This window comes from Bacteroides ndongoniae (genome assembly GCF_900108345.1).
Taxonomy (GTDB): domain Bacteria; phylum Bacteroidota; class Bacteroidia; order Bacteroidales; family Bacteroidaceae; genus Bacteroides; species Bacteroides ndongoniae.
In genome coordinates, this window is the sequence record NZ_FNVV01000014.1 from 397,522 (window position 1) to 420,650 (window position 23,129).

Consider the following 23,129-nt stretch of genomic DNA (forward strand, 5'->3'; position numbering starts at 1 on the left):
TGCTCATACCAGTGGAAAATATGGTCTACAGATCTCCTTTTGTGCGCTTTATTGAAAAACGTGGTTGTATAGTTTTGAGTGTTATCAGAGTTTTTTATATGTTTGTATATGATTTGCCGGATGTTGCGTATCTGTTTGTAGGTAAGGTTTTCCGGATGCATCCTGAAACAGTCGGACTATCGGTATGAAAGAATGTATGAATAACTATAAATTTGTTGTATATGAAGTTTGTATCATGGAATGTAAACGGGCTGCGTGCCTGTAACGATAAAGGGTTTGGAGATGCTTTCAAGCGGTTGGATGCCGATTTCTTCTGTCTGCAGGAAACCAAAATGCAGGAAGGACAATTGGACTTGCAGTTCGAGGGTTATACTTCCTATTGGAATTATGCAGAAAAGAAAGGCTATTCGGGAACGGCTATCTTTACCCGCCATACTCCGATACAGGTTACGAAAGGCATTGATATTGAGCATCATGACAAGGAAGGACGTGTCATCACGCTTGAAATGCCCGATTTTTATCTGGTTACCGTGTATACTCCCAATTCGCAGGACGAACTCCGGCGGCTTGATTATCGTATGACGTGGGAAGATGATTTCCGGAATTACCTTCTTTCGCTTGATGCCCGTAAGCCGGTTGTCGTATGTGGTGATTTGAATGTGGCCCACAAGGAAATAGACCTTAAAAATCCGAAGACCAATCGCCGCAATGCAGGTTTCACTGACGAAGAACGGGAAAAATTTTCCGTTTTGCTGGAATCTGGTTTTACCGATACGTTCCGCTATTTCTATCCGGAGCAAAAAGATATCTATTCGTGGTGGTCTTACCGTTTTCGTGCCCGTGAAAAGAATGCGGGGTGGCGTATTGACTATTTTCTGACTTCCAACCGTCTGCAACCGTTGCTGAAAGATGCAAAAATACATACCGATATATATGGTTCCGATCATTGTCCGGTAGAAGTTGATATTGATTTTTAGTATCTTTTTTCGGGTGCATTGCTAAAAAGCGCGATGAAATCGTGCTTTTTAGTAGACTATTTTTTATATTTGAGCATTAATCTCATATCTATGAACTCATTAGTCGGTTGTAAACCATGAAAAGATATTTGTTGCTTTTGGTATTGGCATTGTGCTGTTTTCACATAGCGCAGGCTCAGAAAGTTGGGCTTGTGTTAAGTGGTGGTGGTGCTAAAGGCATGACTCATATCGGTATTATCCGAGCTTTGGAAGAAAACAATATTCCCATCGACTATATCGCAGGAACTTCCATGGGAGCTATTGTCGGTTCTTTATATGCCATGGGATATTCGCCCGATGACATGGAGGCGCTTTTGCGTTCTCCCGACTTTAAACGCTGGTATTCCGGGCAGGTGGAACCTCAGTATGAATATTATTTTAAGAAAGGACGGCCTACGCCGGAGTTTCTTAATATCCGTTTTGCTTTTAGGGATTCATTGCGTGCCAAGTCGTTAAGACTGCCTACCAGTATGGTCAATCCTATACAGATGAACTTGGTCTTCGTAGAGCTTTTTGCACGTTCTACGGCGGCGTGTCATGGCAACTTTGACGATTTGTTTGTTCCTTTTCGCTGTATAGCTTCCGATGTATACAATAAGAAGCCTCTGGTGATGCGTAATGGAGATTTGGGCGATGCTGTCAGGGCCTCTATGAGCTTTCCGTTTGTGTTCAAGCCGATCGAAATAGACAGCATACTGGCTTATGATGGCGGTATTTATAATAATTTCCCTACAGATGTGATGCGTGAGGATTTCCATCCTGATGTGATCATCGGCAGCGTGGTAGCTGCGAATCCCAGTAAACCGAATGAAAACGATCTGATGAGCCAGATTGAAAATATGGTGATGCAAAAGACCGACTATTCCATTCCGGATTCGTTGGGCATAGTGATGACTTTCAAATACGATGATGTCAGTTTACTGGACTTTGACCGCTTGGACGAGTTGCATGATATCGGCTATAACCGTACGATGAGTATCATGGACTCCATAAAAAGCCGCATTCATCGACGGGCAAATGCTGACAACGTGCGTCTGCGGCGAATGGTATATCGGAGTAATCTTCCGCAATTTCGTTTCCGTGACATTTATATTGAAGGTGCCAATGCGCAGCAGCAGGCCTATATAAAAAAGGAATTTCATGACGATCCTCATGAAGTGTTTACTTATGAGGATTTGAAACGGGGATATTTCCGCTTGCTGGCCGATAACATGATTTCGGAAATCATACCTCATGCGGTTTACGATCCGCAAACAGACCTTTATTCCCTCCGGTTAAAGGTAAAGATGGAAGATAACTTTTCGGTGCGCATTGGTGGAAGCGTATCTACTACCAGTTCCAATCAGATTTATTTGGGAGTGGGTTATCAGAACTTGAATTATTATTCGAAGGAAGTGACGATTGACGGGCAGATAGGAAAAATCTACAATAATGCCCAGTTTATGGCTCGGTTCGATTTGCCGACACGTGTGCCTACTTCTTATCGTCTGATCGGTTCGATCAGTACATTTGATTATTATAAAAAGGATAAACTGTTTTCGAGGCACGATATTCCTTCATTTAATTCGAAAGACGAGCGTTTCCTGAAACTGATGGTTTCCTTGCCCTTTCTTGCCAACAAACGGGCTGAATTTAGCTTTGGAATAGGAAAACTGGAGGATAATTACTTCCAGTCGAATGTGATCGATTTTGAGAAGGATCGTTCGGATCAAAGTATGTATCGTTTGTTGGGAGGGGCTATAGGCTTTTATGGGAGTACGCTTAATGCCAGGCAATATGCTACGAAAGGCTATTATGAAAAATTGATTGCACAGATTTTCACCGGAAAGGAAAAGTTCATTCCTGGAAATTCTCCGGAAACGGCTACGTGGAAAGAAAGGCAGTCGTGGCTTCAGATTTCTTATATGAAAGAAGCCTACCATACCATGAGCCCGAAGTTTACCTTAGGCTGGATGGCCGAGGCTGTTTATTCTTCGAAGAATTTTTCGGAGAACTATACGGCTACCATGATGCAGGCATGCGATTTTTCGCCTACTCCACACAGCGAATTGATGTATAACGAAGCTTTTCGCGCCAATCAGTACATAGCGGCAGGTATTAAGCCGATATATGTATTGAATGATATGTTTCAGGTTCGCACCGAATTTTATGGATTTGTGCCAATTTTCCCCATTAAGAAGAACTCTTTTAATAAGGCATATTATGGAAAAGTATTCAGTCGCTTCGAATATTTGGGAGAATTGTCCGTCGTATGCCATTTGCCCTTTGGAGCTATTTCAGTATACGTAAATCACTATAGTTCACCGAGAAAGGAGTGGAATGTAGGTATTACGTTAGGATGGCAGTTATTCAATTATAGGTTTATTGAATGATTTTTTTTTAAAAAAATAGGAGAATTGTTTGCTAATTCAAAAATATGCTGTATCTTTGCACCCGTTAAACAAAGAGGCCGCGTAGCTCAACTGAATAGAGTAGCTGACTACGGATCAGCCGGTTACAGGTTTGAATCCTGTCGCGGTCACAAGTTTTCATAATAATAGAAGGTCGCGTAGCTCAACTGAATAGAGTAGCTGACTACGGATCAGCCGGTTACAGGTTTGAATCCTGTCGCGATCACAGAGAACCCCTGCAAGAGATTTGTCGGGGTTTTTTGTTTATATCCACAGATCTCCACTTATGCGTGATTTATTTCCTAGTTAGCTAATATTTTTTTCTAACTGGGAAAAAATATTTTCCTAACTGGGCAGAATTTGCTGGCTATTTGTTTGAGGATTATGAGGTGAGATAAAATAAAAAATGGAGTAGAAAGCTATCCACATTCTTTCTACTCCATTTTTTTTGTTTTCTTTGCTATTGTGATATCAGCATTTGATGTTTAACTCATTCAGGATGTTGCGTATGGCTTCGAACGTGGTGATTCGCGTTGGAACTAGCGGGAGGCGCAATTTGTTTTCGATCATGCCCATGGCGTTTAGCATCGCTTTTACTCCTGCAGGATTACCGTCGACAAACAACAACTTGAAAAGTTCGGCAAATTTATGATGAATCGTCAGTGCATTGGCATAATCACCCTGCAAGGCCAGGCGTACCATGCGGCTGAATTCGCGCGGAAAGGCATTTCCGATGACCGATATGATGCCGACAGCCCCTAAGGTGATCAGAGGGAAGGTCATGCCGTCATCGCCCGAAATAACGTCAAAATTTGCGGGTTTGTTCTTGATGATGTCGTCCATTTGGGTGATGTCGCCCGAAGCTTCTTTTATGGCGATGACATTCTTGAAATCGCGTGCAATGCGCAAAGTGGTTTCGGCTTTCATGTTGACCCCTGTACGTCCGGGTACGTTATAAAGTACGATCGGGAGCTCCGTAGCTTCGGCAATGGCTTTATAATGCTGATATATGCCTTCCTGCGATGGCTTGTTGTAGTATGGTACCACAGACAAAATAGCATCTACACCTGTAAAATCGTCGTTTTTCAACGTTTCTACCACGGCGCGTGTATTATTTCCGCCTACTCCCAGCAAGATTGGGATTCGGCCGTTCACGCGTTCGATGACTTTTTTCTTAATGGTTCTTTTTTCGTCTTCGGTCAGCGTGGGAGTTTCAGCCGTTGTGCCGAGTACGCACAGAAAATCGGCATTGTTTTGCAGCAAGTAATCTACCATACGCATCAGTGCGTCGTAGTCTACGCTTTCATCCTCTTTGAACGGAGTAATCAGTGCTACTCCCATTCCTTTCAATCTTGTCTGTATCATGAGTTTTATAAGTATGTCTTAATGATTCGCAAAAGTACGATTTTTTTCGATTTAGCCTACAAATATAACCATTAAAAAAGTTTTCACTAGAAAAATGTTAGGAAATAAGTTTCAAAAACTCGTCTTCGTTCATTATCTTTATACCTAGTTTCTGGGCTTTTTCGAGTTTGGCAGGCCCCATATTGTCGCCAGCCAGGATAAAGGAAGTCTTCGAAGAGATGCTTCCGGAATTTTTTCCTCCGTTTTTCTCGATCAGGGCTTTGTATTCATCGCGTGAGTGATGCTGGAATACTCCGCTGATCACGATGGATTGTCCGCTCAGCTTATCGGTATATCCGCTCAGGTCTTCTTCGCTTCTCGAAAACTGGAGTCCGGCCTCTTTCAGCCGTTCTACCAGCTGACGGTTCGAAGCGTTGGCAAAGTAGCTGACGATGCTTTGCGCTATTTTTTCTCCGATTTCATCGATATTTGTCAGAGTGGCCATATCGGCTTGTTCCAGTTCTTCGATATTGGCAAACGACTTGGCAATCTTTTTGGCTACGGTTTCGCCGACAAATCGGATACCCAAAGCGAAAAGTACCCTTTCGAAAGGCACCTCTTTACTGCTGGCAATTCCTTTGATTATGTTATCGGCAGACTTTTCTCCCATTCGTTCCAGGTCTTTTATGTCGTCGGCTGTAAGTGTATACAGGTCGGCAGCATTCGCTATCAGTCCTTTACGATAGAACATGTCTACTGTTTCAGGTCCCAGGCCGTCAATGTTCATGGCCCGGCGGCTGATGAAATGCTCTATTTTTCCTTTGATTTGCGGAGGACATGCCGTTTCGTTCGGGCAGTAATGGGCGGCTTCTCCTTCGTAGCGTATCAGCTGGCTTCCACACTCCGGACAGCGGGTGATGAATTTGACCTTTTCGCCTATCAGCATAGTACGGGCTTCTTTGTCTACCCCGGTTATTTTAGGGATGATTTCTCCTCCTTTTTCTACATAGACCATGTCGCCTATGTGCAGGTCCAGGCCTTCGATGATGTCAGCGTTGTGGAGGGAGGCACGTTTGACGATGGTACCGGACAGCTGAACGGGGTCCAGGTTGGCAACAGGAGTGATGGCTCCGGTTCTTCCTACCTGATAAGTCACTTTGTTCAGTCGGGTCAGGGCACGCTCTGCCTGAAATTTGTATGCAATGGCCCATCGGGGTGACTTGGCGGTATATCCCAAATTCTTTTGCTGTCTCAGACTGTTTACTTTCAGCACAATGCCATCTGTCGCTACGGGCAGGTTTTTACGTTCCGTATCCCAATAGTTGATATAGTCCATAACCTCTTGTAAGGTATGTGCTTTTTTCATGTGTTCCGATATCTTGAACCCCCATTGCGCGGCAGTTTGCAGGTTTTCGTAATGCCCGTCGCACGGCAGATTCTCGCCAAGCAGGTAATATAAGTACGAATCGAGTTTGCGCGAGGCTACGATAGCGGAGTTTTGCAGTTTTAAAGTGCCCGAAGCCGCATTTCTCGGATTGGCAAATAGCGGCTCTTCGCGCGCTTCTTTTTCCCGGTTCAGCTCTTCAAAAACAACCCAAGGCATCAATATCTCACCTCTGATTTCGAAAGAAGGAGGATAATTGCCGTGTAATACCAGAGGTATACAGCGTATGGTCTTTACATTGTCCGTTACGTCATCTCCTTTTTCTCCGTCTCCCCGGGTGACTGCGCGTATCAGTTTTCCATCCTCGTAAGTCAGCGATATGGAAGTGCCGTCATATTTAAGTTCGCAGCAGATCTCGAAATCTTCGTTCAGGGCTTTCTTAACCCGTTCGTAGAATTCGGCAACTTCGCTTTCCGAATAGGTGTTCCCCAAAGAAAGCATAGGGTATTTGTGGGCTACCTGGGTAAAGTTTTTGTTGATATCGCTTCCGACGCGCATGGTAGGAGAATTTTCATCCTGATATTCAGGGTGTTCTTTCTCAAGATCCTGTAATTCGCGCATCATGTCGTCGAATTGTTTATCTGATATTTCGGGAGCGTTCAGCACGTAGTAATTGTAATTGTGCCTGTGCAGCTCGGCACGCAGTTCCTCTATTCTTTCTTTTATATTCATAATATATCTGGTTCGATTGTCTGAATGCAAAAATAGCGGTTTCTCTGCGAATATTCTTACTTTTGTTGCGTGAAAATAGAACTTGCTGTATTTTTGCAAAAAATCAAGTAATATGCGTATAGACATTATCACAGTTCTGCCGGAAATGATTGAAGGATTCTTCAATTGTTCGATTATGAAGCGTGCTCAGAACAAGGGACTCGCGGAAATATGTATTCATAATCTGCGTGATTATACTGAAGACAAATATCGCCGTGTGGATGATTATCCTTTCGGAGGATTTGCTGGAATGGTTATGAAGATAGAGCCTATTGAGCGTTGCATCAATAGCCTGAAAGCAGAACGAAACTATGATGAAGTAATATTTACCACCCCGGATGGGGAAAAGTTTTGTCAGCCTATGGCTAATACGCTGTCGCTGGCGCAAAACCTCATTATCCTTTGCGGTCACTTTAAGGGCATCGACTATCGTATCCGCGAGCACCTTATTACGAAGGAAGTCAGCATAGGAGATTATGTGCTTACTGGAGGCGAACTGGCTGCGGCTGTTATGGCCGATGCGATTGTGCGTATTATTCCCGGCGTTATATCAGACGAACAATCTGCTCTGTCCGATTCGTTTCAGGATAATTTGCTGGCTGCACCTGTGTATACCCGCCCTGCTGATTATAAAGGATGGAAGGTTCCTGAAATTTTACTTTCGGGCCATGAGGCTAAAATAAAGGAATGGGAGCTACAACAGTCTTTGGAACGTACCAGAAGACTTCGTCCTGACTTGCTGGGGGAATAGAGAATCAACCTGGAAACAGAAATAAAAGTTGTATGAAAACAAGAAAAGAGGACTTTCGTTGAAATCTCCTCTTTTCTTGTTTTTGTATGCGAAGGATGTGCTGTTGTAATCTATTACACCTCAAGCGCACCGATAATATCGCGTACGGAACTGAATTTATGTCTTTCCAAGTAGTCGTTGATACCTTCGGCAACTTTGATGGTGACAGTAGGATCAATGAAGTTTGCAGTACCGATTTGTATAGCAGAGGCTCCAGCTAGCATAAATTCTACAGCGTCTTTCCAGTTCATGATTCCTCCTAAACCAATGACAGGTATTTTTACTGCTTTGGCAACTTGCCATACCATGCGCAGGGCAATGGGTTTGACTGCTGCTCCTGACATACCGCCTGTAATGGTAGAGAGTATGGGGCGTCTTTTTTCGGCATCGATAGCCATTCCAAGCAGAGTATTGATCAATGAAACGCTGTCGGCACCTGCTCCTTCGGCAGCTCGGGCTATTTCGGTAATGTCGGTGACATTGGGAGACAGTTTCACAATAAGCGTTTTTTTATAGACCGAGCGTACGGCTTTTACCACCTCTTCAGCGCCTTTGCTTGTTACGCCAAAAGACATTCCTCCTTGTTTTACGTTCGGGCAGGAGATGTTTAATTCAATGGCAGGAATTTTGTCAAGTTCGTTAATGATAGAAGCGGTTTCGGCATAATCTTCGACAGTTGCTCCCGACACATTAACAATCATATTGGTCTGGATATCTTTTATTCTGGGATAGATGTGTTCAACAAAGTAATGGACACCCTTATTTTGCAGTCCCACAGCGTTTAACATGCCTGAAGGGGTTTCTGCCATACGGGGATATGGGTTTCCTTCACGTTTGTGAAGAGTGGTTCCTTTTACAATAATACCCCCTATTCGCGCTATATCTATAAAGTCTGCAAACTCCTCACCGTATCCAAATGTTCCGGATGCTGTCATTACCGGATTTTTCATTTGTAATTCACCGATATTTACACTTAAATCTGCCATAATAATCTATTTATATTAAAAACCGGACCTTCTTTACATACGCATAAATGCCCTTCTGTGGTGTTTTCTACACAGCACAAGCAGGCGCCTAAACCACAAGCCATCATGTTTTCCAATGAGACTTCGCAGTTGATACCTTTGCTTTTGGCATATTTGGCTACAGCTATCATCATTGGCTTGGGCCCGCAAGTATAAATCTGTTCAAAGTCTATTTGGTTTAAAATGGAATGCTGTGTTACATATCCCTTTTCGCCATGGCTGCCATCTTCTGTAGTGGTGTAGACAGGACCGTATTGGGCAAATTGCTCCAGTTGGAGCAGATCTTTACTGCTTCTGGCACCTAAAAGGAAGGTGGGTTTGTGGCCGTTTTTAGCCAGTTGCTCTCCCAGGTAAAGCATGGGGGCAGTTCCTACACCTCCACCTACCAATAACAGCTTGTCAGAAGCTTTTTGAGGCATTGTAAAGCCATTTCCCAAGGGAAGTACAACATTGATCGTATCACCTGTTTTTGCCTCTCCTAAACGCTTAGTTCCGTCTCCGACTAATTGAACCAGGAACCATACTTCGTTGCGGGAAGTATCTACATAATTGATGGATATTGGCCGGCGCAAAAAAGTAGTGGGTGATCCGTCTACTCGAATTTCTGCAAATTGCCCAGGGCGCATCTCCGGAAGAGGAGAAGATGAGGTCAATTTTAGTAAAGCGTAATTTGTATGCAGTCTGATGTTTTCTGCTACAATAAGATCTAAAATGTATTTTTTCATATTCAATTAAGAGATATTTATCTTCGTGTGGCAAAGATACGCCAATTTATGGAAATAGGCATTTTTACAGATTATTTTTCGGGTTTGAATATTTCGTAAGTATTATCGTCGAAGAAAATTCTTATTTCCGTTATTTTCTTTGCAGGCTTTTCTTTATAGATAACCTCTTGTCTAACAATGCTATTAGGACTGTTCTGAGGCGTTCCTAATGCGATTTCCTTGCGATTTTCAGTTTTGTCTGTCCCATTGGACGGATTTTCTGCATTCTCAGCAAATAAGGGATAGTCGAAATCCGGGCAACTAGCAGTGGAGTAAGATGAGTCTTTGCTCATTTCTCCATTACCTGTCAGTAGCCACTCTAAATTAATATCGCTATAACGTTGGTGAAGGCGAAGGATAACTTCGGTACTTGGATATTTGTTGCGTTCTCCCAATATGTGTGAAATGGTGGCTTGGGCTACGCCGATGCTCTCGGCAAAGGCACCAGCCGTTAATTTCTCACGGTCCATAATCATTTTTAATCGGTCCTTTATGCTCATACCATATATTATTATGAATGTATTTTTGTATTTTATGGATTACAAAGATAAAGTATTAAAATTACAATAGCAAATATATTTTTGTAAATACAGTATTATACATAAGTAATGGAATTATTTCGTTTGTTATATATACGATTGTAATAACCCTGTTTATATGTTAATCTTTTAGTTTATAATTCATATATAAATAAATGATATGCAGTTGATTATCGTATCGTATTATGGCTTATTTATTCTATTAACTGGTTATTATTATATATCAGTTATATTTTATTTAAATTTTCACAATAGATAATCCTTCTAATCTACTGATTCTATTGATATTGATTTTATTATAGATATGAATATGTATTCTATTGACTCATACATATTATATTTGTGATTAAGTGCTATACTTTTGGAATGGTATGTACGATGATTAAGATTTATGTATTTTGGGAATATTATTTATAGTATTTAAGTATTATTATAAATGTAATATTCGTGATTTACTTTATTGAATATTACAATTGAAAAGAATCTGTGAAGTTAAACCTTCTCTAATTATGCTAACACCTAGGTTTAAACAAAGAAAATCTGGTTAAACCTAAAATTTGGGGCTTAATTTTACCGGATATGTGATCGGGGTGCAAATTTGTGATTCTAAAAAGCTTTATTTGGCTATAATCTGTTGAAAAACAGAATAATATATCCGATTTCCTATTTATAAATAACTTCGCTTTTAGAAAATAATGGCTTTGAGCATGAATTAATAATAGGAATGAATGGTAGAAGAGGAAAAAGTGAAGTTGCCGTTAATGAATCTTGTGAATAGTCGGAAAAAACTATTATAAAGAAATAGATCCCCTAAGGGGACTTATAAGCTTTGCCGACTATTCACTTCTTATTTGCAGCTTGCTGAGATTGTAAGTAGTGCAGATAATATGTAAACGAAAGATGTTACAGACTATTGTTATAGCAAATAAGTATAAGGATATTTTATTCTTTTTAGTGTAGTATTTTGAAAACTAATTCTCGAAGAAGCTCACTATCTGTCAATGATGAGTTACCAATACCTTTTGATTTGGCATCAGTATACCTGATCTCCCCTATGATTTGCATTGTCTTTACGCCACTGTATCGTTTCATGGCAGTTTGGTATTCCCTGGCTTGCCATGGACTTTTCAATCCCAGGAAAGAGGCAATTCCCTGTTCAGATTTTTCTGGTGCATAATAGGCTAGCATGAGGTTTGAATAAAAGCCAAAAAGTAAAGATAAGGTCATCTGTAATGGATTGGTTTTAGGATTTTTCTCAAAATAGTTTATTATCTGATTAGCTTTTAGAACATTCCTTTCTACCAAAGCACTTCGAAGTTCAAAGTTATTATAGTCTTTGCTTATGCCTATGTTACGTTCAATTTGCTCTGGGGTGACACGGGTCTGCCCTTTAGGGAGTGTAATGATTAATTTTTCCAGTTCTCCTGTCAGCCGACTAAGGTCTGTACCCACAAAGTCGGCTAACATAGAAGTGGCTTTAGGCTCCAGATCTACCCCTTTACGTTTCATGTAGGAAGTGATAAATGCCGGAAGTTGGGCCTCTTTTAGCTTCTTTGATTCGAACAAGATGCCCACTTTCTCTATTTCAGCAGCTAATTTTTTCCTTCGGTCCAGTACTCCATGTTTGTGGCACATGACCAGTATGGTGGATCTAAGAGGCTTTTGCAGGTAATAGGAAAGTTCGTCTATATTGCGAATCGATTGAGCTTCTTTCACTATAACGACCTGGTGTTCTGACATCATAGGATATCGCTTGGCTGCATTGATGACTGTAGCGATATCTACGTCTGCACCATAAACTACAGAAAGGTTGAATTCCTTTTCCGTATCAGTCAGAACATTGTCCATGATATAATCAGAGATGAGGTCAATATAGTATGCCTCTTCCCCCATCAGATAATAGATAGGACGATACTGTTTTGAGCGTAGTTCTCTTAAAATATCATCACATGTTATCTCTTGTTTTGTCATATAAATGGAGTGGTTTTACCAGTCGAATTTCAGATGTTTTACGGTTTTTTTCTCATCGATAATCATACGTAAAGACTCTATTCCGATACCTACATGTTCTGCTACGTAGTTCTGGGTTACGAGATTGTCGCTTTTTTCTGTTTTGACACCTTCCGGAATCATAGGCTGATCGGAAACCAGAAGCAGAGCACCAGTAGGAATGTGGTTAGCAAATCCACAGCTGAATAAGGTTGCGGTTTCCATATCGACGGCCATTGCTCTAGTTTTCTTCAGATACTCTTTGAAGGCGTCGTCGTGCTCCCAGATTCGTCGGTTAGTAGTATAAACGGTGCCGGTCCAGTAATCGCGGCCATAGTCACGAATAGCAGATGAAACGGCACGCTGTAGCATAAATGCAGGCAGTGACGGCACTTCTGGAGGAAAATAATCATTGGAGGTACCTTCGCCACGAATTGCGGCAATGGGAAGAATAAGGTCACCAATTTTATTTTTACGGTCAATTCCTCCGCATTTCCCCAAAAACAGGCATGCTTTGGGATGAATAGCACTTAATAAATCCATGATAATTGCCGCATTGGGACTTCCCATTCCAAAGTTTACTATCGTTATGCCTTCAGCTCTTGCTGATATCATATTGGCATCTCTTCCTAAGATTGGTACATTAAACTTTTCGGCAAAGATTTCTACATACTTATTGAAATTAGTCAGCAATATATACTCATCAAAATCTTCCAGACTACGTTTTGTGTAACGAGGTAACCAATTAGCTACAATTTCTTCCTTTGTTTTCATAAGATTTCATTATTTTTGCACCTTCTAATAAGGATGCATCTATTATTAAATTCACAAATGTAGTAAATGTTATCGTTAAATTTGCCAGCATTCGATGCTAAAATTATCGTAAAAGATGGGAAAAAGGCTATTTTCGACATAATACGTCGCCGATATGTAGCATTGACACCAGAAGAATGGGTTCGCCAGCATTTTGTTCACTTCCTGTTGACTTATAAAGGATATCCGCAGGCTTTAATGGCTAATGAAGTACAGTTGCAATTGAATGGGACAAGAAAACGTTGTGATACTGTGCTTTATCGTCGCGATCTTAGTGCACAGATGATTGTAGAATATAAAGCACCGGATGTAGTGATTACACAAGCTGTATTCAATCAGATAACGCGCTACAATATGGTGCTTAAGGTAGATTATCTGGTGGTAAGCAACGGTATACAACATTATTGTTGTCGTATGGATTACGAGCGGAATACTTATACCTTTTTGCAGGACATACCGGATTACCGGTTGTTATAGCGTGTATTCAGTTCGTCGTAAATCAGTCTTGAGATGAATGCAATGATAGAAGCGTTTTCTTGATCGGTTTCGTATGAGTTCATCACGAAGATTGCAATGTAATATTTCACTCCGCAAGGTAGCGTGACGAAGCCCAGATCATTGTCTGCAAGCTTCATTCCGTTTGGGTTCCGATCGGACGAACCGGTCTTATGCCCTACTTGAGTGCAGGGAGGTAATAGGCCTTTTAACTTATCTGTGCCAGTAGTTGTACCCAGCATGATTTCTGTGAGAAACTCTTTGTAATTGTTGGCAAACAGCGTTTTTGTATCTGCAATGAAAAGCAGCCGGGTTGCTTCTGACGGGTAACTCCAATTGTTATAAGGCGCCTTTTCCGGATCCTGATGCATGGTGTTTTCTGTTTCCGAAAGATGGAAATTCTTGATACCCAGCTTTCTTATGTAGCTATCTACTTTTGAGATGCCTCCTGCATAATCTATTAAAATGTCACAGGCGTTGTTGTCACTGAGCGAGACACTGTATTTCAATAAGTCACGTAGTGAGATATTGATGTCCTGATTGGGGTATTTGTCTCGTAAGGGACTATAGGTATTCTTCTGTAGCTGAGACGAGCTGATGTGCAAAATACTATCCAAAGGTGTGCCGGCATGATCCATTTTATCTAAAACGGCCAATGCTATATGAAATTTGAAAACACTAAGGAGCGGATAACGTAAATTGTTGTTATAGAGTAGCGTATCTCCCCTTTCCGTCAGAACGGAGACTCCTACCGTAGCTTTTTTGTTTTTCAGGAAGTCTGAAATTCTGGATTGTAATGTTGTGTTTTGTGCACAGAGAGTTGTTACACTAAACAAATAACTTACTAAAATGAATGTAGTTCTCAGTTTCATGGCGTTTCCTCATGAAAAAAAGTCCGATCTGTCTTTTGCAAAGTAATGCGGACAAATCGGACTTTTTTTATTCTTTTTTAATCAGCGTCAGCTATTTTTCTTCTGCTTCTTGTCGGCTTTTCCTTTACTGGCTCTTCTTTATGTTCAGGAGTTACTCCAGCCAGTTCGGGGTCTATCATGATGCGTCCGCAATATTCACATACAATGACTTTTTTGCGTGAGCGAATATCCAGTTGTCTCTGAGGCGGAATCTTATTGAAGCAACCGCCACATGCGTCACGTTGTACATAGACGATGCCCAGACCGTTGCGTGAATTCTTACGGATTCGTTTGAACGACTGAAGCAGACGAGGCTCTATTTTGGTTTCAAGGTCTTTAGCCTTATCTCTCAGTTTTTCTTCTTCCTGCTTGGTTTCAGAAATAATTTCGTCCAGCTCGTTCTTCTTTACTTCCAAGTCTTTCTTTCTTTCTTCCAGGGTGTTTGAGCTTTCTGCCTCTTCAGCAGTCTTTGCCTGTTCCTGTGCAGTAAACTCTTTGATTCTTTTTTCGCAGAGTTCGATTTCCAGTGTCTGGAATTCAATTTCTTTGGTCAGGAAATCATATTCCCGGTTATTGCGGACATTATCCTGTTGTTCTTTGTATTTTGCAACAGAAGCTTTAGCTGCCTCTATCTCAACTTTTTTGCCTGCTATAGAAGTCTTCAGTTCTGCAATTTCAGATTTAATTCTTTCGATACGAGTACTTAAACCTGCTATTTCATCCTCCAGATCCTGCACTTCTAACGGCAGTTCGCCTCTTAATGTTTTAATTTCGTCGATTTTGGACAAGGTTGTCTGTAGTTGGTACAACGTTTTCAACTTTTGTTCCACGGTCAGTTCTTGTGGATCTTTTTTTGCTTCTTTAGCCATTGCTTTACATGTATTTTATGGGATTTGTATTTACTTTAGTCATTTGTATGTCCAAAGTGGGAAACAAATCCCTGATTATTGTATAAAATATTTCTTTCGTATATTGTTCGCTCTCATAATGCCCTATTTCGGCCAGCAGTATTTCTGTGTCAAGGCCAAAATAGTCATGGTATTTTATTTCACCGGTAATGAAGACATCTGCCTGATTGCGTATGGCATGAGGGATTAAAAAGGATCCCGCACCACCACATAAAGCTACAGTCTGTATTTCCCTTCCTGTCAGTTTATTGTGTTTCAGACATCCCACTTCGAACGTTTTCTTTATCCTTTTCAGGAATTCCAGCTCTGTTTCAGGATGTTCCAGTTCTCCAATCAGACCTGAGCCAGCCTGTCCCCATGAGTTTTGCAGCGGGTACAGGTCGTAAGCAGGCTCTTCGTAAGGGTGTGCGTGAAGCAGCGCTTTGATTGCTTCTGCCTTTTTGTATGCAGGCAGCACAGTTTCTATCCGCACTTCCTTTTCGGTATGCAACTCTCCAATGTTTCCACAAAAGGGATGTGTACCCTCCGATGCACGGAAGGTGCCCTCTCCTACTACATTGTAACTGCATGAATCATAGTTGCCTATGCAGCCGCAACCTGCATCGAATAAAGCCTTTCGGACCGATTCTGCTTGCATCAGCGGTACGAATGTTACCAGCTTCAACAGAGAGTTTTCTTTCGGCAGCAGAATACGGGTGTTTTTTAATCCGATTTTCTCTGCTATTTTAAAATTGACTCCTTGCTGCAGATTATCCAGATTGGTATGGGCTGCATAGATGACAAGGTCGTTTTTGATAGCCTTCAGAATGCAACGTTCTACATAATCCTTTCCTGTAATGGATTTGTATCCTTTAAAAATAAGCGGATGATGAGCAATGATCAGGTTATATCCTAAAGCAATTGCTTCATCCAGAACGGATTCGGTAACGTCAAGACACAACAAAGCCCCTGTTGCTTCCGCATCTGTCAATCCTATTTGCAAACCGGCATTGTCAAATCCGTCTTGCAATGGCAGAGGCGCGAACCGTTCAAGGGCGCATACTACTTCCTTTATCTTCATATAAATGGAAAAAATTGTCTGCAAATATACGAAAAAAGCATGTACGCAACTCTGATTTTTGTTTTTTTTAGAAATAGAGCAGAGTATTGGGGAATAAATTAGGACTAAAAAGAATGGGAAAAAACAAGGAAAGTGCGTTATGCTTTCTCGCAGGATATGGATTATTGCGGATAAAATCCGACAAGCTTATCCGGAGAGAGGCATGACACACTTTCCTTATTCTTGTATATTGCTTTGGGGTATGGGTGCAGGTTTATTCTTTACTTAGCTGCTTGGAATACAGACTGTCGATAATTCCGTCTGCCAGTCCTATTACAGGTACATGGATGTATTCGGCCTTTACGATATTGGCTATGGTCAGGAATATTTCGGCGGCCGGTACAATGACATCTGCGCGGTCGGCTTTCAGACTGAATTCATTCATGCGCTGTTCGGGTGTCAGCGGTTTGAGTTCATCGTATAATCCTTGCAAAGAAGCGATAGGCATCCTCATCTTCTTTTTATCCTTTTTCTCGGCCAGACGATACAGTTTATTGATGTTTCCTCCCGATCCGATGATGTTGATACCTTGGAAGTCGGCCGTAAGCCGTGTCAGGTCGTCTTTCATCTGTGCCCAGGTTTCATCTTTTACGGCTCCGCTCAGGATGCGTACGGTTCCTATATTGTACGAAAGCGACTGAACCAATTCACCATTGGTCAGCAGGTTGATTTCTGTACTTCCACCGCCGACATCTACATAAATATAGTTTCCGGTACGGTCTTCCATACATTCTATATGATTGTTGTAGATCATATGTGCTTCTTCCTGGCCATCAATTACTTCGATGTTGATGCCTGTGTCTTTCAGAATCTTCTTGATGACACTTTTTCCGTTTTTGGCATCGCGCATGGCAGAGGTAGCACATGCACGGTAGTCGGTCACTTCGTATATCTTCATCAGTTGGCGGAAAGCTTTCATCAGTCTTCTCAGCTTGACGAGTTTTATTTCAGAAACTTCTCCTAAAGAAAAGACATCGAATCCCAACCGCAGGGGAACTCGTAGCAACATGACTTTTGACAGTCGCTTGCTGATTAGGTTTTCGTCTTCTTTTTCTTTTTTGATTAGCAACCGCACTGCATTCGAACCGATGTCGATGGCGGCATAGCATTTATTACTCATTGTTATTCTTGTTTTTGATTGTCTGGTGTGGTATTGCAATAGCTGTAATATAATTCTTCTTGCGAGCGGAATGGAGTTCCTTCTTCAGAAGTCCATGGCTGGTTGTCCCCTTTCCCATCTACTACGCGTCCCTGGCAGGTATCACGCAGCCCATACTCTATTACTTTTCGTAAGTCTGCTTTGATTTGCGGGTCATACACAGGCGTAACTACCTCTACCCGATTGTCCAGATTGCGTGGCATCCAGTCGGCCGAACCGATGAATGTCTTGTCTTCTCCGCCGGCAGCGAAGATGAAGATGCGCGAGTGTTCCAGATAGCGGTCGATTATACCATTGATGTGTATCGTATCGCTCAGTCCCGGAATGCCGGTTATCAGCGAACAGTTACCTCTTACCAATAAACGGATGGGAACACCGTTGGACGATGCTTCGTACAGTTTCCGCACCATTGTAGTGTCGGTTATGTGGTTTATTTTGATCAGTATGTAAGCCGGTTTGCCAGCCTGCTTGTTCTTGATTTCGTCGTTGATCAGTTTGATAAACTTGTTTTTCATTTCATTGGGCGATACCAGTAACTCTTTGAAGTGTACAGGCGAATAAGGCTTCTCAATGAACGTGAAGACCGAATTTACGTCGTTGACGATGTTGCGTGCAGCAGTCATCACCATGTAGTCCGTATACATTCGTGCGTTTCCTTCATGGAAATTTCCCGTACTGATGCAGGCTATGTTATTACCTGTCTTCATGGTAATGTGAGTGATCTTGGAATGAACTTTCAGGCCTTCTACGCCGAATATCACGTGTATACCCGCATCCTGCATCTTCTTTGACCAGCCAATGTTGGAAGCTTCGTCGAAGCGTGCCAGCAGTTCGATGACAACCGTTACTTTCTTGCCGTTGTGTGCTGCGCAAATCAGGGCCTTTACTACTTTGGAGTCTTTGGCCAGTCGGTAAAGGGTGGTTTTGATGCTTTTCACCTCTTTGCTGACTGCAGCTTCCTGCAACACACGGATGTAATAGTCAAAACTGTGGTAGGGAACGTGGATAAACCGGTCTTTTTCCTGTATCAGCTTAAGCAGGCTTTTTCCGCTGTCCAGTTCGGGCTTGATGACAGGAGCCCATACCGGGTATTTCAGGTCCTTGCGTCCGCAGTCGGGGAAAGACATCAGGTCTTTATGGTTGTGGTAGCGTCCTCCGCTCAAGACGGTGTCCAGCTTGTCCAGATTCAGTTTGTTCATTACCCGTTTCAGCATGTCCTTGGGCATCTGGCTGTCGTATATCACTCGTAGCGCATCACCTTTCTTGCGGCTTTTTACTCCTTTGGATATCTTTTGCAGCATGCCGTTGCGAAGGTCGTTGTCAATCTCCATTTCGGCATCCTTGGTGAATTTAAAGGCGTATGCGTTGAACGAGCTATACCCCAGTCCGGCGAAAATCATCGGCAGGCAATAGCGGATTACATCATCCAGATACATCAGATAGCTTTTTCCATCTTTGTCCGGCAGACGGACAAAACGTCCACATTCGGCTACGGGAAGGGCTATGAGCGCGTAGTCGAATGTTTTCTTACCATTGGCCTGCATCTTCACAGCCAGGTAAATGTTTTCGTCGGTTTCGTCGGTCAGCTGTTTTACGGCCGAAAGCCAGATGGCACTTACAAAACCGCTTAACTTTTGCCGATAGAACTGGCGGACATAGTTTTGCTGTTCTTCGTCCAGTTCGTCTTCTTTGACGATGAATATGTTTTCGTGTCGCAATTGGCCGGTAACGTCCCGAATGGCCGACTCGTACTCTTTGACATATTTGTTGTTCAGCTTGTTGATCTGTTTGATGAGTCGTTGCGCATGTTCACGTTCCGAGCGCACTCCTTTGTCATCGCATTCGGCTATACGGCTAAGGGTGGCCATACGTACACGGAAGAATTCATCAAGGTTGTTCGAATAGATTCCAAGGAAGCTTAGTCTCTCCAGCAATGGGATATGGGGTTTCATTGCTTCTTGCAGGATGCGTCGGTTAAAATACATCCAGCTTAAGTCTCGGTCGACGTATGCGTCAGACAACTCTTTTTTACTGATCATATTTTGTTACGATGAATAGATTATTTTCTGACTTGCAAAAGTATCCCACTGATGTTACAAATGTGTGTCAGAAATGTTACAATAAGGATAAGGACGGATGGTGACGGGCAGACGAGTCGGTGAAAGCGAATTCTCGATGCAGCGTAAGATGCGCCAGTCGCAAGTGTGCACCCAGTCGATGAACGCTTGATTGGGCCGGTAGCCTTTTGAAAATTCCAACAATTCTTCCAGGTTGAATTCGGTGGAGGTGATTCCTGCTCCATTGCGGACAGCGTCGTAAGCATTGCAGTCTTGTTCGATGTGAGCGGGAACCATCAATAAAGGTTTGCCCAGATACATGGCCTCGCACACCGACTCGAAGCCTGCCGTGGTGGCGTATGCCTTGCATCCGGCCATGTAGCGCAGAAACTCTACGTCGTTTATCTGGTGGAAACTCAGCGTTTCGTCTATCTGGCATATTTCTTCTTCATCCTGTTTGTCCCAGAAGAAGTGCAGGGGTACTTCTTTATGCCGCGCGTGCCAGTTCATGATGCTTTCTCCGAAACCGGCGTTCACCATGTAGCCGTGTATGTAGTTTCCCTGGCTGCTTTCGCATGCCAATACTTCTTTTCGCAGCAAGGGCGGCACTATTTTTATGCGGGTCGAAGGGTTGTAGGCCATGTCGCGGAACGATAGTGCCAATATTTCTTTGGCTCCTATGCAGGTCAGTCGGGTAAAGAGCCGTAGCAGCGTCAGGCTGACGGACTGCCGGGGAGGAAATTCGAAGTCGGGATGCAGAAAGAGGTACTGGTGTCCGATGCTGATCTGTGGGACGGAGGGACGCATAAAGCAGTAGGTCAGCCCGGTCAGCAGTTCGTAGAAGTTGATGACAAGGTCGGCCCCGCTCTCCTCAATGCGCTGGCGGATGTAGTGCATGCTTTTGATGTATGCCGGTATTTTCAGCAGGTTGTATGCGATGCTGCGGGGCAGGTTGATTCGTTTGTTGGCCGGAGTCGGGAGAAAGTTGGGACTGATGAACCGTTTTACCGGTGCCTGTATGGTGCGGTTGAAAAATCCGGGAAGCCTTCGCGAATTGCTTTTCCCTACCAGCACTTCTACTACTTCGTGTCCGTTGCGGCGCAACAGTTCTTCCATGGTGATGGCTTGTGTCAGGTGCCCGCGTCCTTCTCCTTGAACGATAAAGATAACTTTCATCTGTTTGCTGATTTAATGGTTTACAAAAAACATCTTCTCTTTTTTCATCTTTACAAAGGTCATGTTTTCATGTTACGTCAGGATGTAGAAGGTGTGACAATTGGGTTATAAAATAAGTCATGCCGGCATCACGCCGACATGACCCTAAGAGAATTTATGGATTTACTTTCGTGTGTGAAAAGTTACTGCTGCCGTTGTGCAGGCAGTTCAATATCAAACAAATTCTTCAACCATATACATGTCGCTGACAAAGTCGTCTACAGTCTGTTCCAGGTTCAGGTAAGCTTCGTCCGGAGTTTCTCCGTAGGCGCTGCATAGTGTATTGTTTACGATGTAAGCATAAAAGCCACCGCCTGCTGCGGCCTCGATAGCGTATTCGTTTCTGTTCAGTTTCATAATTAGTCCTCCTTTTTTTGACATTGCAAAGATGCCCTAACTTTGTTTCAAACGTGTGTAGGCGGGATTACAAAACGGTAAATATCGGGATTCCCTTTATGAATCAGTCCGGCTTCATTGTTTTTTTATTTTGCGGTGTGTGTGACTTTTTGACTTAATCCTTTCTTTTATTCAGAATTTTCTTTATCTTTGGCCTATCGCAATGCATCTTAAGTTAGATATTTATGGCAGAATACGGCTTCGCAATAATTCATAATCCATCCAATAAGTTGGCTGAGAATTTGGATATGTGTGAAACTTGTGTAAACACACACACACACACATTCTCACCTGACGTTAGTCGCGCGCGTCAATATACCTTATTATTATATTTATGCAAGGGCGGAAACTCTTTATTCGGGAGTTTTCCGCCCTTTTCTGTTGTTTCCTGCTGCACTTGGGCGGGGCGGGGAAAAAAATGAAGAACAGGAAAATGAAGAATGAAGAACGAAGAATGAAGAATGAAGAATGAAGAATGAAGAATGAAGAATGAAGAACGAAGAATGAAGAATTTATTAACCATTAACCATTAATCATTAACCATTAATCCATGATAGACTTGAAAAAACTGATTGCGACCGTATTGTTGTCGCTGTTGCTGCTCCCGGCCATGGCGCAGCAGGGGGCAGGCATAAGCCCGGCCGAACCCCGTTTGTCCCTGCGGGCGAATCTGCTGCGCTGGGCATCCCTTACGCCCGATCTGGGACTGGAGTGGCGCATCAACCCCTCGTGGGGCATACTGGTCAGTGGCTCGTGGACTGCGTGGAGCTGGAGCAACCGCGATCGCCGCTATGCGCTGTGGGAAGTGATGCCCGAGGCGCGTCGTTATGTCGGCAAGGAGAAGCGCGGCTATTTCGGCGCGATGTTCAAGACGGGCGAGTTCAACTACAAACTATCTGAAACTGGCAAGCAAGGAAGCCTGACGGGCGGCGGACTGACGGGCGGCTATCGGATGAGGCTGACCGACGCACTGGTGCTCGACTTCTCGCTGGCCGTGGGATACCTGAAGGCCGACTACGACCGCTACGAGGTGGTCGACGGTGTGCGTGTCTTCCGCGGCACGAAGACCCGTAACTGGTGGGGACCGATTGATGCGGGGGTGACTTTGGGATGGAGAATTAAATGAAGAATGAGGAATGAAGAATGAAGAATGAAGAATTAAATGAGGAATGAGGAATTGAGTGGTATGAAGAAGATATACTATATGATAGGTGTGGCAGCCATGTTGCTGTCCGCTTGCGTGAAGAACACGCTCTACCGCACGCCCCACCCCGACCGGGGAGCTGTCACCATCAGCCTGACGGGACTGGCGGCTACTGACGATTATGTGATGGACATCGACGGGCAGACGGCCGACATCGACGGTTCGCCCTTTACCTGCCCGTGGCTGCTTGCGCCGGGAGCGCACAGCCTGGTGGTCTACAACCGTGCCGAGGGCTTCACCTTCGACGGACGGACAGCGCGGGTCAATGCCCCCGGCGGCATGAGCCGTGCGGACGGTGCATCCGTCATTCCCCTGCCGGGCTACCTGAAGACCGCCTGCCGGGAGATGACGGTGGCTGCCGACGACACGCTGCGCGTCAGCCCCACCCCGCAGCAGCGCGTGCGCGACCTGCAACTGGAACTGGAGGTGACGCAGGGCCGCCCCGAACTGATACAGAGCGTCACTGCCACCCTTGGCGGCATAGCCGGTGCCTTCGACATGGAGGCGGAACAGACCATCGGCGAACCTGTCTCCACGGTCTTTGCCTTTGCCCGCGAAGGCAGCAAGCTCACGGCCAACGTGCGCCTGCTGGGTGCGATGGGAGCCGTGCAGACCATGGTGCTGGACATCGTATTTGTGGACGGCGGACGCACACAGCGCACGGAGGTCGACCTGACGGAAGCCCTTGCGGACTTTAACGGCGACATGACCACCGCCTACCGTGTGACCGGCACACTGGAAACGCCTGTCGGCATGGAGGAAGGCAACGCCGAAATCACCGGTTGGGAACCGGTGGACGGAGGCGATGTGGATGCGGGGATGTAAGAAAATGAAGAATTAATAATTAACAATTAATAGTG

The 23,129-nt window shown here is 43.7% G+C and carries 19 protein-coding genes, 2 tRNA genes and 1 pseudogene; 8 read left to right on the forward strand and 14 right to left on the reverse strand.

The window, feature by feature from the left end; genetic code table 11:
* Nucleotides 1–221: 221 nt before the first annotated feature.
* From BQ5591_RS12550 to BQ5591_RS12565, 4 genes are all read left to right on the forward strand, one after another.
* Nucleotides 222–977 (forward strand): exodeoxyribonuclease III, encoded by a 756-nt coding sequence (locus BQ5591_RS12550; protein ID WP_071149627.1) that lies wholly within the window; start codon nucleotides 222–224, stop codon nucleotides 975–977.
* Nucleotides 978–1,093: 116 nt separating this feature from the next.
* A complete protein-coding gene (locus BQ5591_RS12555; protein ID WP_071149628.1) occupies nucleotides 1,094–3,388 on the forward strand; it encodes a patatin-like phospholipase family protein in 2,295 nt (764 codons plus the stop codon).
* A 75-nt stretch (nucleotides 3,389–3,463) separates the two neighbouring features.
* Nucleotides 3,464–3,537, forward strand: a tRNA-Arg gene (locus BQ5591_RS12560).
* A gap of 21 nt (nucleotides 3,538–3,558) precedes the next feature.
* Nucleotides 3,559–3,632 (forward strand) — tRNA-Arg (locus tag BQ5591_RS12565).
* Nucleotides 3,633–3,877: 245 nt separating this feature from the next.
* On the opposite strand, the gene dapA is transcribed toward BQ5591_RS12565, so the two are convergent.
* The gene (gene dapA, locus BQ5591_RS12570; protein ID WP_022162695.1) at nucleotides 3,878–4,771 is read right to left on the reverse strand and encodes a 4-hydroxy-tetrahydrodipicolinate synthase; all 894 of its coding nucleotides are present in this window, start codon (nucleotides 4,769–4,771) and stop codon (nucleotides 3,878–3,880) included.
* Nucleotides 4,772–4,868: 97 nt separating this feature from the next.
* Entirely contained in the window at nucleotides 4,869–6,866 is a 1,998-nt protein-coding gene (gene ligA / locus BQ5591_RS12575; RefSeq protein ID WP_071149629.1) for an NAD-dependent DNA ligase LigA, read from the reverse strand.
* Nucleotides 6,867–6,978: 112 nt separating this feature from the next.
* On the opposite strand from ligA, the gene trmD reads away from it, so the two are divergent.
* A complete protein-coding gene (gene trmD, locus BQ5591_RS12580; RefSeq protein WP_022162693.1) occupies nucleotides 6,979–7,656 on the forward strand; it encodes a tRNA (guanosine(37)-N1)-methyltransferase TrmD in 678 nt (225 codons plus the stop codon).
* A 113-nt stretch (nucleotides 7,657–7,769) separates the two neighbouring features.
* Here trmD and BQ5591_RS12585 read toward each other — a convergent pair whose 3' ends face one another.
* From BQ5591_RS12585 to BQ5591_RS12605, 5 genes are all read right to left on the reverse strand, one after another.
* The gene (locus BQ5591_RS12585) at nucleotides 7,770–8,681 is read right to left on the reverse strand and encodes a dihydroorotate dehydrogenase (protein WP_022162692.1); all 912 of its coding nucleotides are present in this window, start codon (nucleotides 8,679–8,681) and stop codon (nucleotides 7,770–7,772) included.
* Nucleotides 8,669–9,445: a dihydroorotate dehydrogenase electron transfer subunit gene (locus BQ5591_RS12590; RefSeq protein WP_071149630.1), complete on the reverse strand. Its 777-nt coding sequence runs from the start codon at nucleotides 9,443–9,445 to the stop codon at nucleotides 8,669–8,671. Before BQ5591_RS12590 ends, BQ5591_RS12585 begins: the two co-directional genes overlap by 13 nt.
* A 71-nt stretch (nucleotides 9,446–9,516) precedes the next feature.
* Nucleotides 9,517–9,984, reverse strand: coding sequence for a helix-turn-helix domain-containing protein (locus BQ5591_RS12595; RefSeq protein WP_071149631.1), 468 nt, complete (start codon nucleotides 9,982–9,984; stop codon nucleotides 9,517–9,519).
* 990 nt (nucleotides 9,985–10,974) lie between these two features.
* Entirely contained in the window at nucleotides 10,975–11,994 is a 1,020-nt protein-coding gene (gene holA / locus BQ5591_RS12600; RefSeq protein WP_071149632.1) for a DNA polymerase III subunit delta, read from the reverse strand.
* Between the two features lie 15 nt (nucleotides 11,995–12,009).
* Complete coding sequence (locus tag BQ5591_RS12605; protein WP_022162688.1) at nucleotides 12,010–12,786, reverse strand: AMP nucleosidase; 777 nt, start codon at nucleotides 12,784–12,786, stop codon at nucleotides 12,010–12,012.
* 66 nt (nucleotides 12,787–12,852) lie between these two features.
* Between BQ5591_RS12605 and BQ5591_RS12610 the strand changes: the two genes are divergently transcribed.
* The gene (locus tag BQ5591_RS12610; RefSeq protein ID WP_022162687.1) at nucleotides 12,853–13,302 is read left to right on the forward strand and encodes a type I restriction enzyme HsdR N-terminal domain-containing protein; all 450 of its coding nucleotides are present in this window, start codon (nucleotides 12,853–12,855) and stop codon (nucleotides 13,300–13,302) included.
* On the opposite strand, the gene bla is transcribed toward BQ5591_RS12610, so the two are convergent.
* The 7 genes from bla to BQ5591_RS12645 form a co-directional block, all read right to left on the reverse strand.
* Nucleotides 13,287–14,186 carry a class A beta-lactamase, subclass A2 gene (bla, locus tag BQ5591_RS12615; RefSeq protein WP_113740917.1) on the reverse strand — a complete coding sequence of 300 codons (900 nt, stop codon included), beginning with the start codon at nucleotides 14,184–14,186 and terminating at the stop codon, nucleotides 13,287–13,289. The two genes, BQ5591_RS12610 and bla, sit on opposite strands and share 16 nt — an antisense overlap.
* An 83-nt stretch (nucleotides 14,187–14,269) precedes the next feature.
* Nucleotides 14,270–15,100 carry a zinc ribbon domain-containing protein gene (locus BQ5591_RS12620; protein ID WP_022162685.1) on the reverse strand — a complete coding sequence of 277 codons (831 nt, stop codon included), beginning with the start codon at nucleotides 15,098–15,100 and terminating at the stop codon, nucleotides 14,270–14,272.
* Nucleotides 15,101–15,104: 4 nt separating this feature from the next.
* Nucleotides 15,105–16,199, reverse strand: coding sequence for a Nif3-like dinuclear metal center hexameric protein (locus BQ5591_RS12625; RefSeq protein WP_071150704.1), 1,095 nt, complete (start codon nucleotides 16,197–16,199; stop codon nucleotides 15,105–15,107).
* A 253-nt stretch (nucleotides 16,200–16,452) separates the two neighbouring features.
* Nucleotides 16,453–17,358 carry a Ppx/GppA phosphatase family protein gene (locus BQ5591_RS12630; protein WP_022163333.1) on the reverse strand — a complete coding sequence of 302 codons (906 nt, stop codon included), beginning with the start codon at nucleotides 17,356–17,358 and terminating at the stop codon, nucleotides 16,453–16,455.
* Between the two features lie 2 nt (nucleotides 17,359–17,360).
* On the reverse strand, nucleotides 17,361–19,436 hold the full coding sequence (locus BQ5591_RS12635) for an RNA degradosome polyphosphate kinase (protein WP_071149634.1): 2,076 nt from the start codon (nucleotides 19,434–19,436) through the stop codon (nucleotides 17,361–17,363).
* Nucleotides 19,437–19,490: 54 nt separating this feature from the next.
* A complete protein-coding gene (locus tag BQ5591_RS12640) occupies nucleotides 19,491–20,630 on the reverse strand; it encodes a glycosyltransferase family protein (protein ID WP_071149635.1) in 1,140 nt (379 codons plus the stop codon).
* 213 nt (nucleotides 20,631–20,843) lie between these two features.
* Complete coding sequence (locus BQ5591_RS12645; protein WP_022163336.1) at nucleotides 20,844–21,026, reverse strand: hypothetical protein; 183 nt, start codon at nucleotides 21,024–21,026, stop codon at nucleotides 20,844–20,846.
* A gap of 649 nt (nucleotides 21,027–21,675) precedes the next feature.
* Between BQ5591_RS12645 and BQ5591_RS12650 the strand changes: the two are divergent.
* Nucleotides 21,676–22,191 (forward strand): annotated as a pseudogene (locus BQ5591_RS12650) (DUF3575 domain-containing protein); the annotation flags it as partial.
* Nucleotides 22,192–22,227: 36 nt separating this feature from the next.
* Nucleotides 22,228–23,094 carry a hypothetical protein gene (locus BQ5591_RS12655; RefSeq protein WP_235817092.1) on the forward strand — a complete coding sequence of 289 codons (867 nt, stop codon included), beginning with the start codon at nucleotides 22,228–22,230 and terminating at the stop codon, nucleotides 23,092–23,094.
* Nucleotides 23,095–23,129 lie beyond the last annotated feature (35 nt).

Bases quoted from the DNA above. Each gene is read 5' to 3' on its own strand.
- BQ5591_RS12550 (WP_071149627.1), top strand. From the start codon at position 222: ATGAAGTTTGTATCATGGAATGTAAACGGGCTGCGTGCCTGTAACGAT.
- BQ5591_RS12555 (WP_071149628.1), top strand. From the start codon at position 1,094: ATGAAAAGATATTTGTTGCTTTTGGTATTGGCATTGTGCTGTTTTCAC.
- dapA (WP_022162695.1), bottom strand. From the start codon at position 4,771: ATGATACAGACAAGATTGAAAGGAATGGGAGTAGCACTGATTACTCCG.
- ligA (WP_071149629.1), bottom strand. From the start codon at position 6,866: ATGAATATAAAAGAAAGAATAGAGGAACTGCGTGCCGAGCTGCACAGG.
- trmD (WP_022162693.1), top strand. From the start codon at position 6,979: ATGCGTATAGACATTATCACAGTTCTGCCGGAAATGATTGAAGGATTC.
- BQ5591_RS12585 (WP_022162692.1), bottom strand. From the start codon at position 8,681: ATGGCAGATTTAAGTGTAAATATCGGTGAATTACAAATGAAAAATCCG.
- BQ5591_RS12590 (WP_071149630.1), bottom strand. From the start codon at position 9,445: ATGAAAAAATACATTTTAGATCTTATTGTAGCAGAAAACATCAGACTG.
- BQ5591_RS12595 (WP_071149631.1), bottom strand. From the start codon at position 9,984: ATGAGCATAAAGGACCGATTAAAAATGATTATGGACCGTGAGAAATTA.
- holA (WP_071149632.1), bottom strand. From the start codon at position 11,994: ATGACAAAACAAGAGATAACATGTGATGATATTTTAAGAGAACTACGC.
- BQ5591_RS12605 (WP_022162688.1), bottom strand. From the start codon at position 12,786: ATGAAAACAAAGGAAGAAATTGTAGCTAATTGGTTACCTCGTTACACA.
- BQ5591_RS12610 (WP_022162687.1), top strand. From the start codon at position 12,853: ATGTTATCGTTAAATTTGCCAGCATTCGATGCTAAAATTATCGTAAAA.
- BQ5591_RS12620 (WP_022162685.1), bottom strand. From the start codon at position 15,100: ATGGCTAAAGAAGCAAAAAAAGATCCACAAGAACTGACCGTGGAACAA.
- BQ5591_RS12625 (WP_071150704.1), bottom strand. From the start codon at position 16,199: ATGAAGATAAAGGAAGTAGTATGCGCCCTTGAACGGTTCGCGCCTCTG.
- BQ5591_RS12630 (WP_022163333.1), bottom strand. From the start codon at position 17,358: ATGAGTAATAAATGCTATGCCGCCATCGACATCGGTTCGAATGCAGTG.
- BQ5591_RS12635 (WP_071149634.1), bottom strand. From the start codon at position 19,436: ATGATCAGTAAAAAAGAGTTGTCTGACGCATACGTCGACCGAGACTTA.
- BQ5591_RS12640 (WP_071149635.1), bottom strand. From the start codon at position 20,630: ATGAAAGTTATCTTTATCGTTCAAGGAGAAGGACGCGGGCACCTGACA.
- BQ5591_RS12645 (WP_022163336.1), bottom strand. From the start codon at position 21,026: ATGAAACTGAACAGAAACGAATACGCTATCGAGGCCGCAGCAGGCGGT.
- BQ5591_RS12655 (WP_235817092.1), top strand. From the start codon at position 22,228: ATGAGGAATGAGGAATTGAGTGGTATGAAGAAGATATACTATATGATA.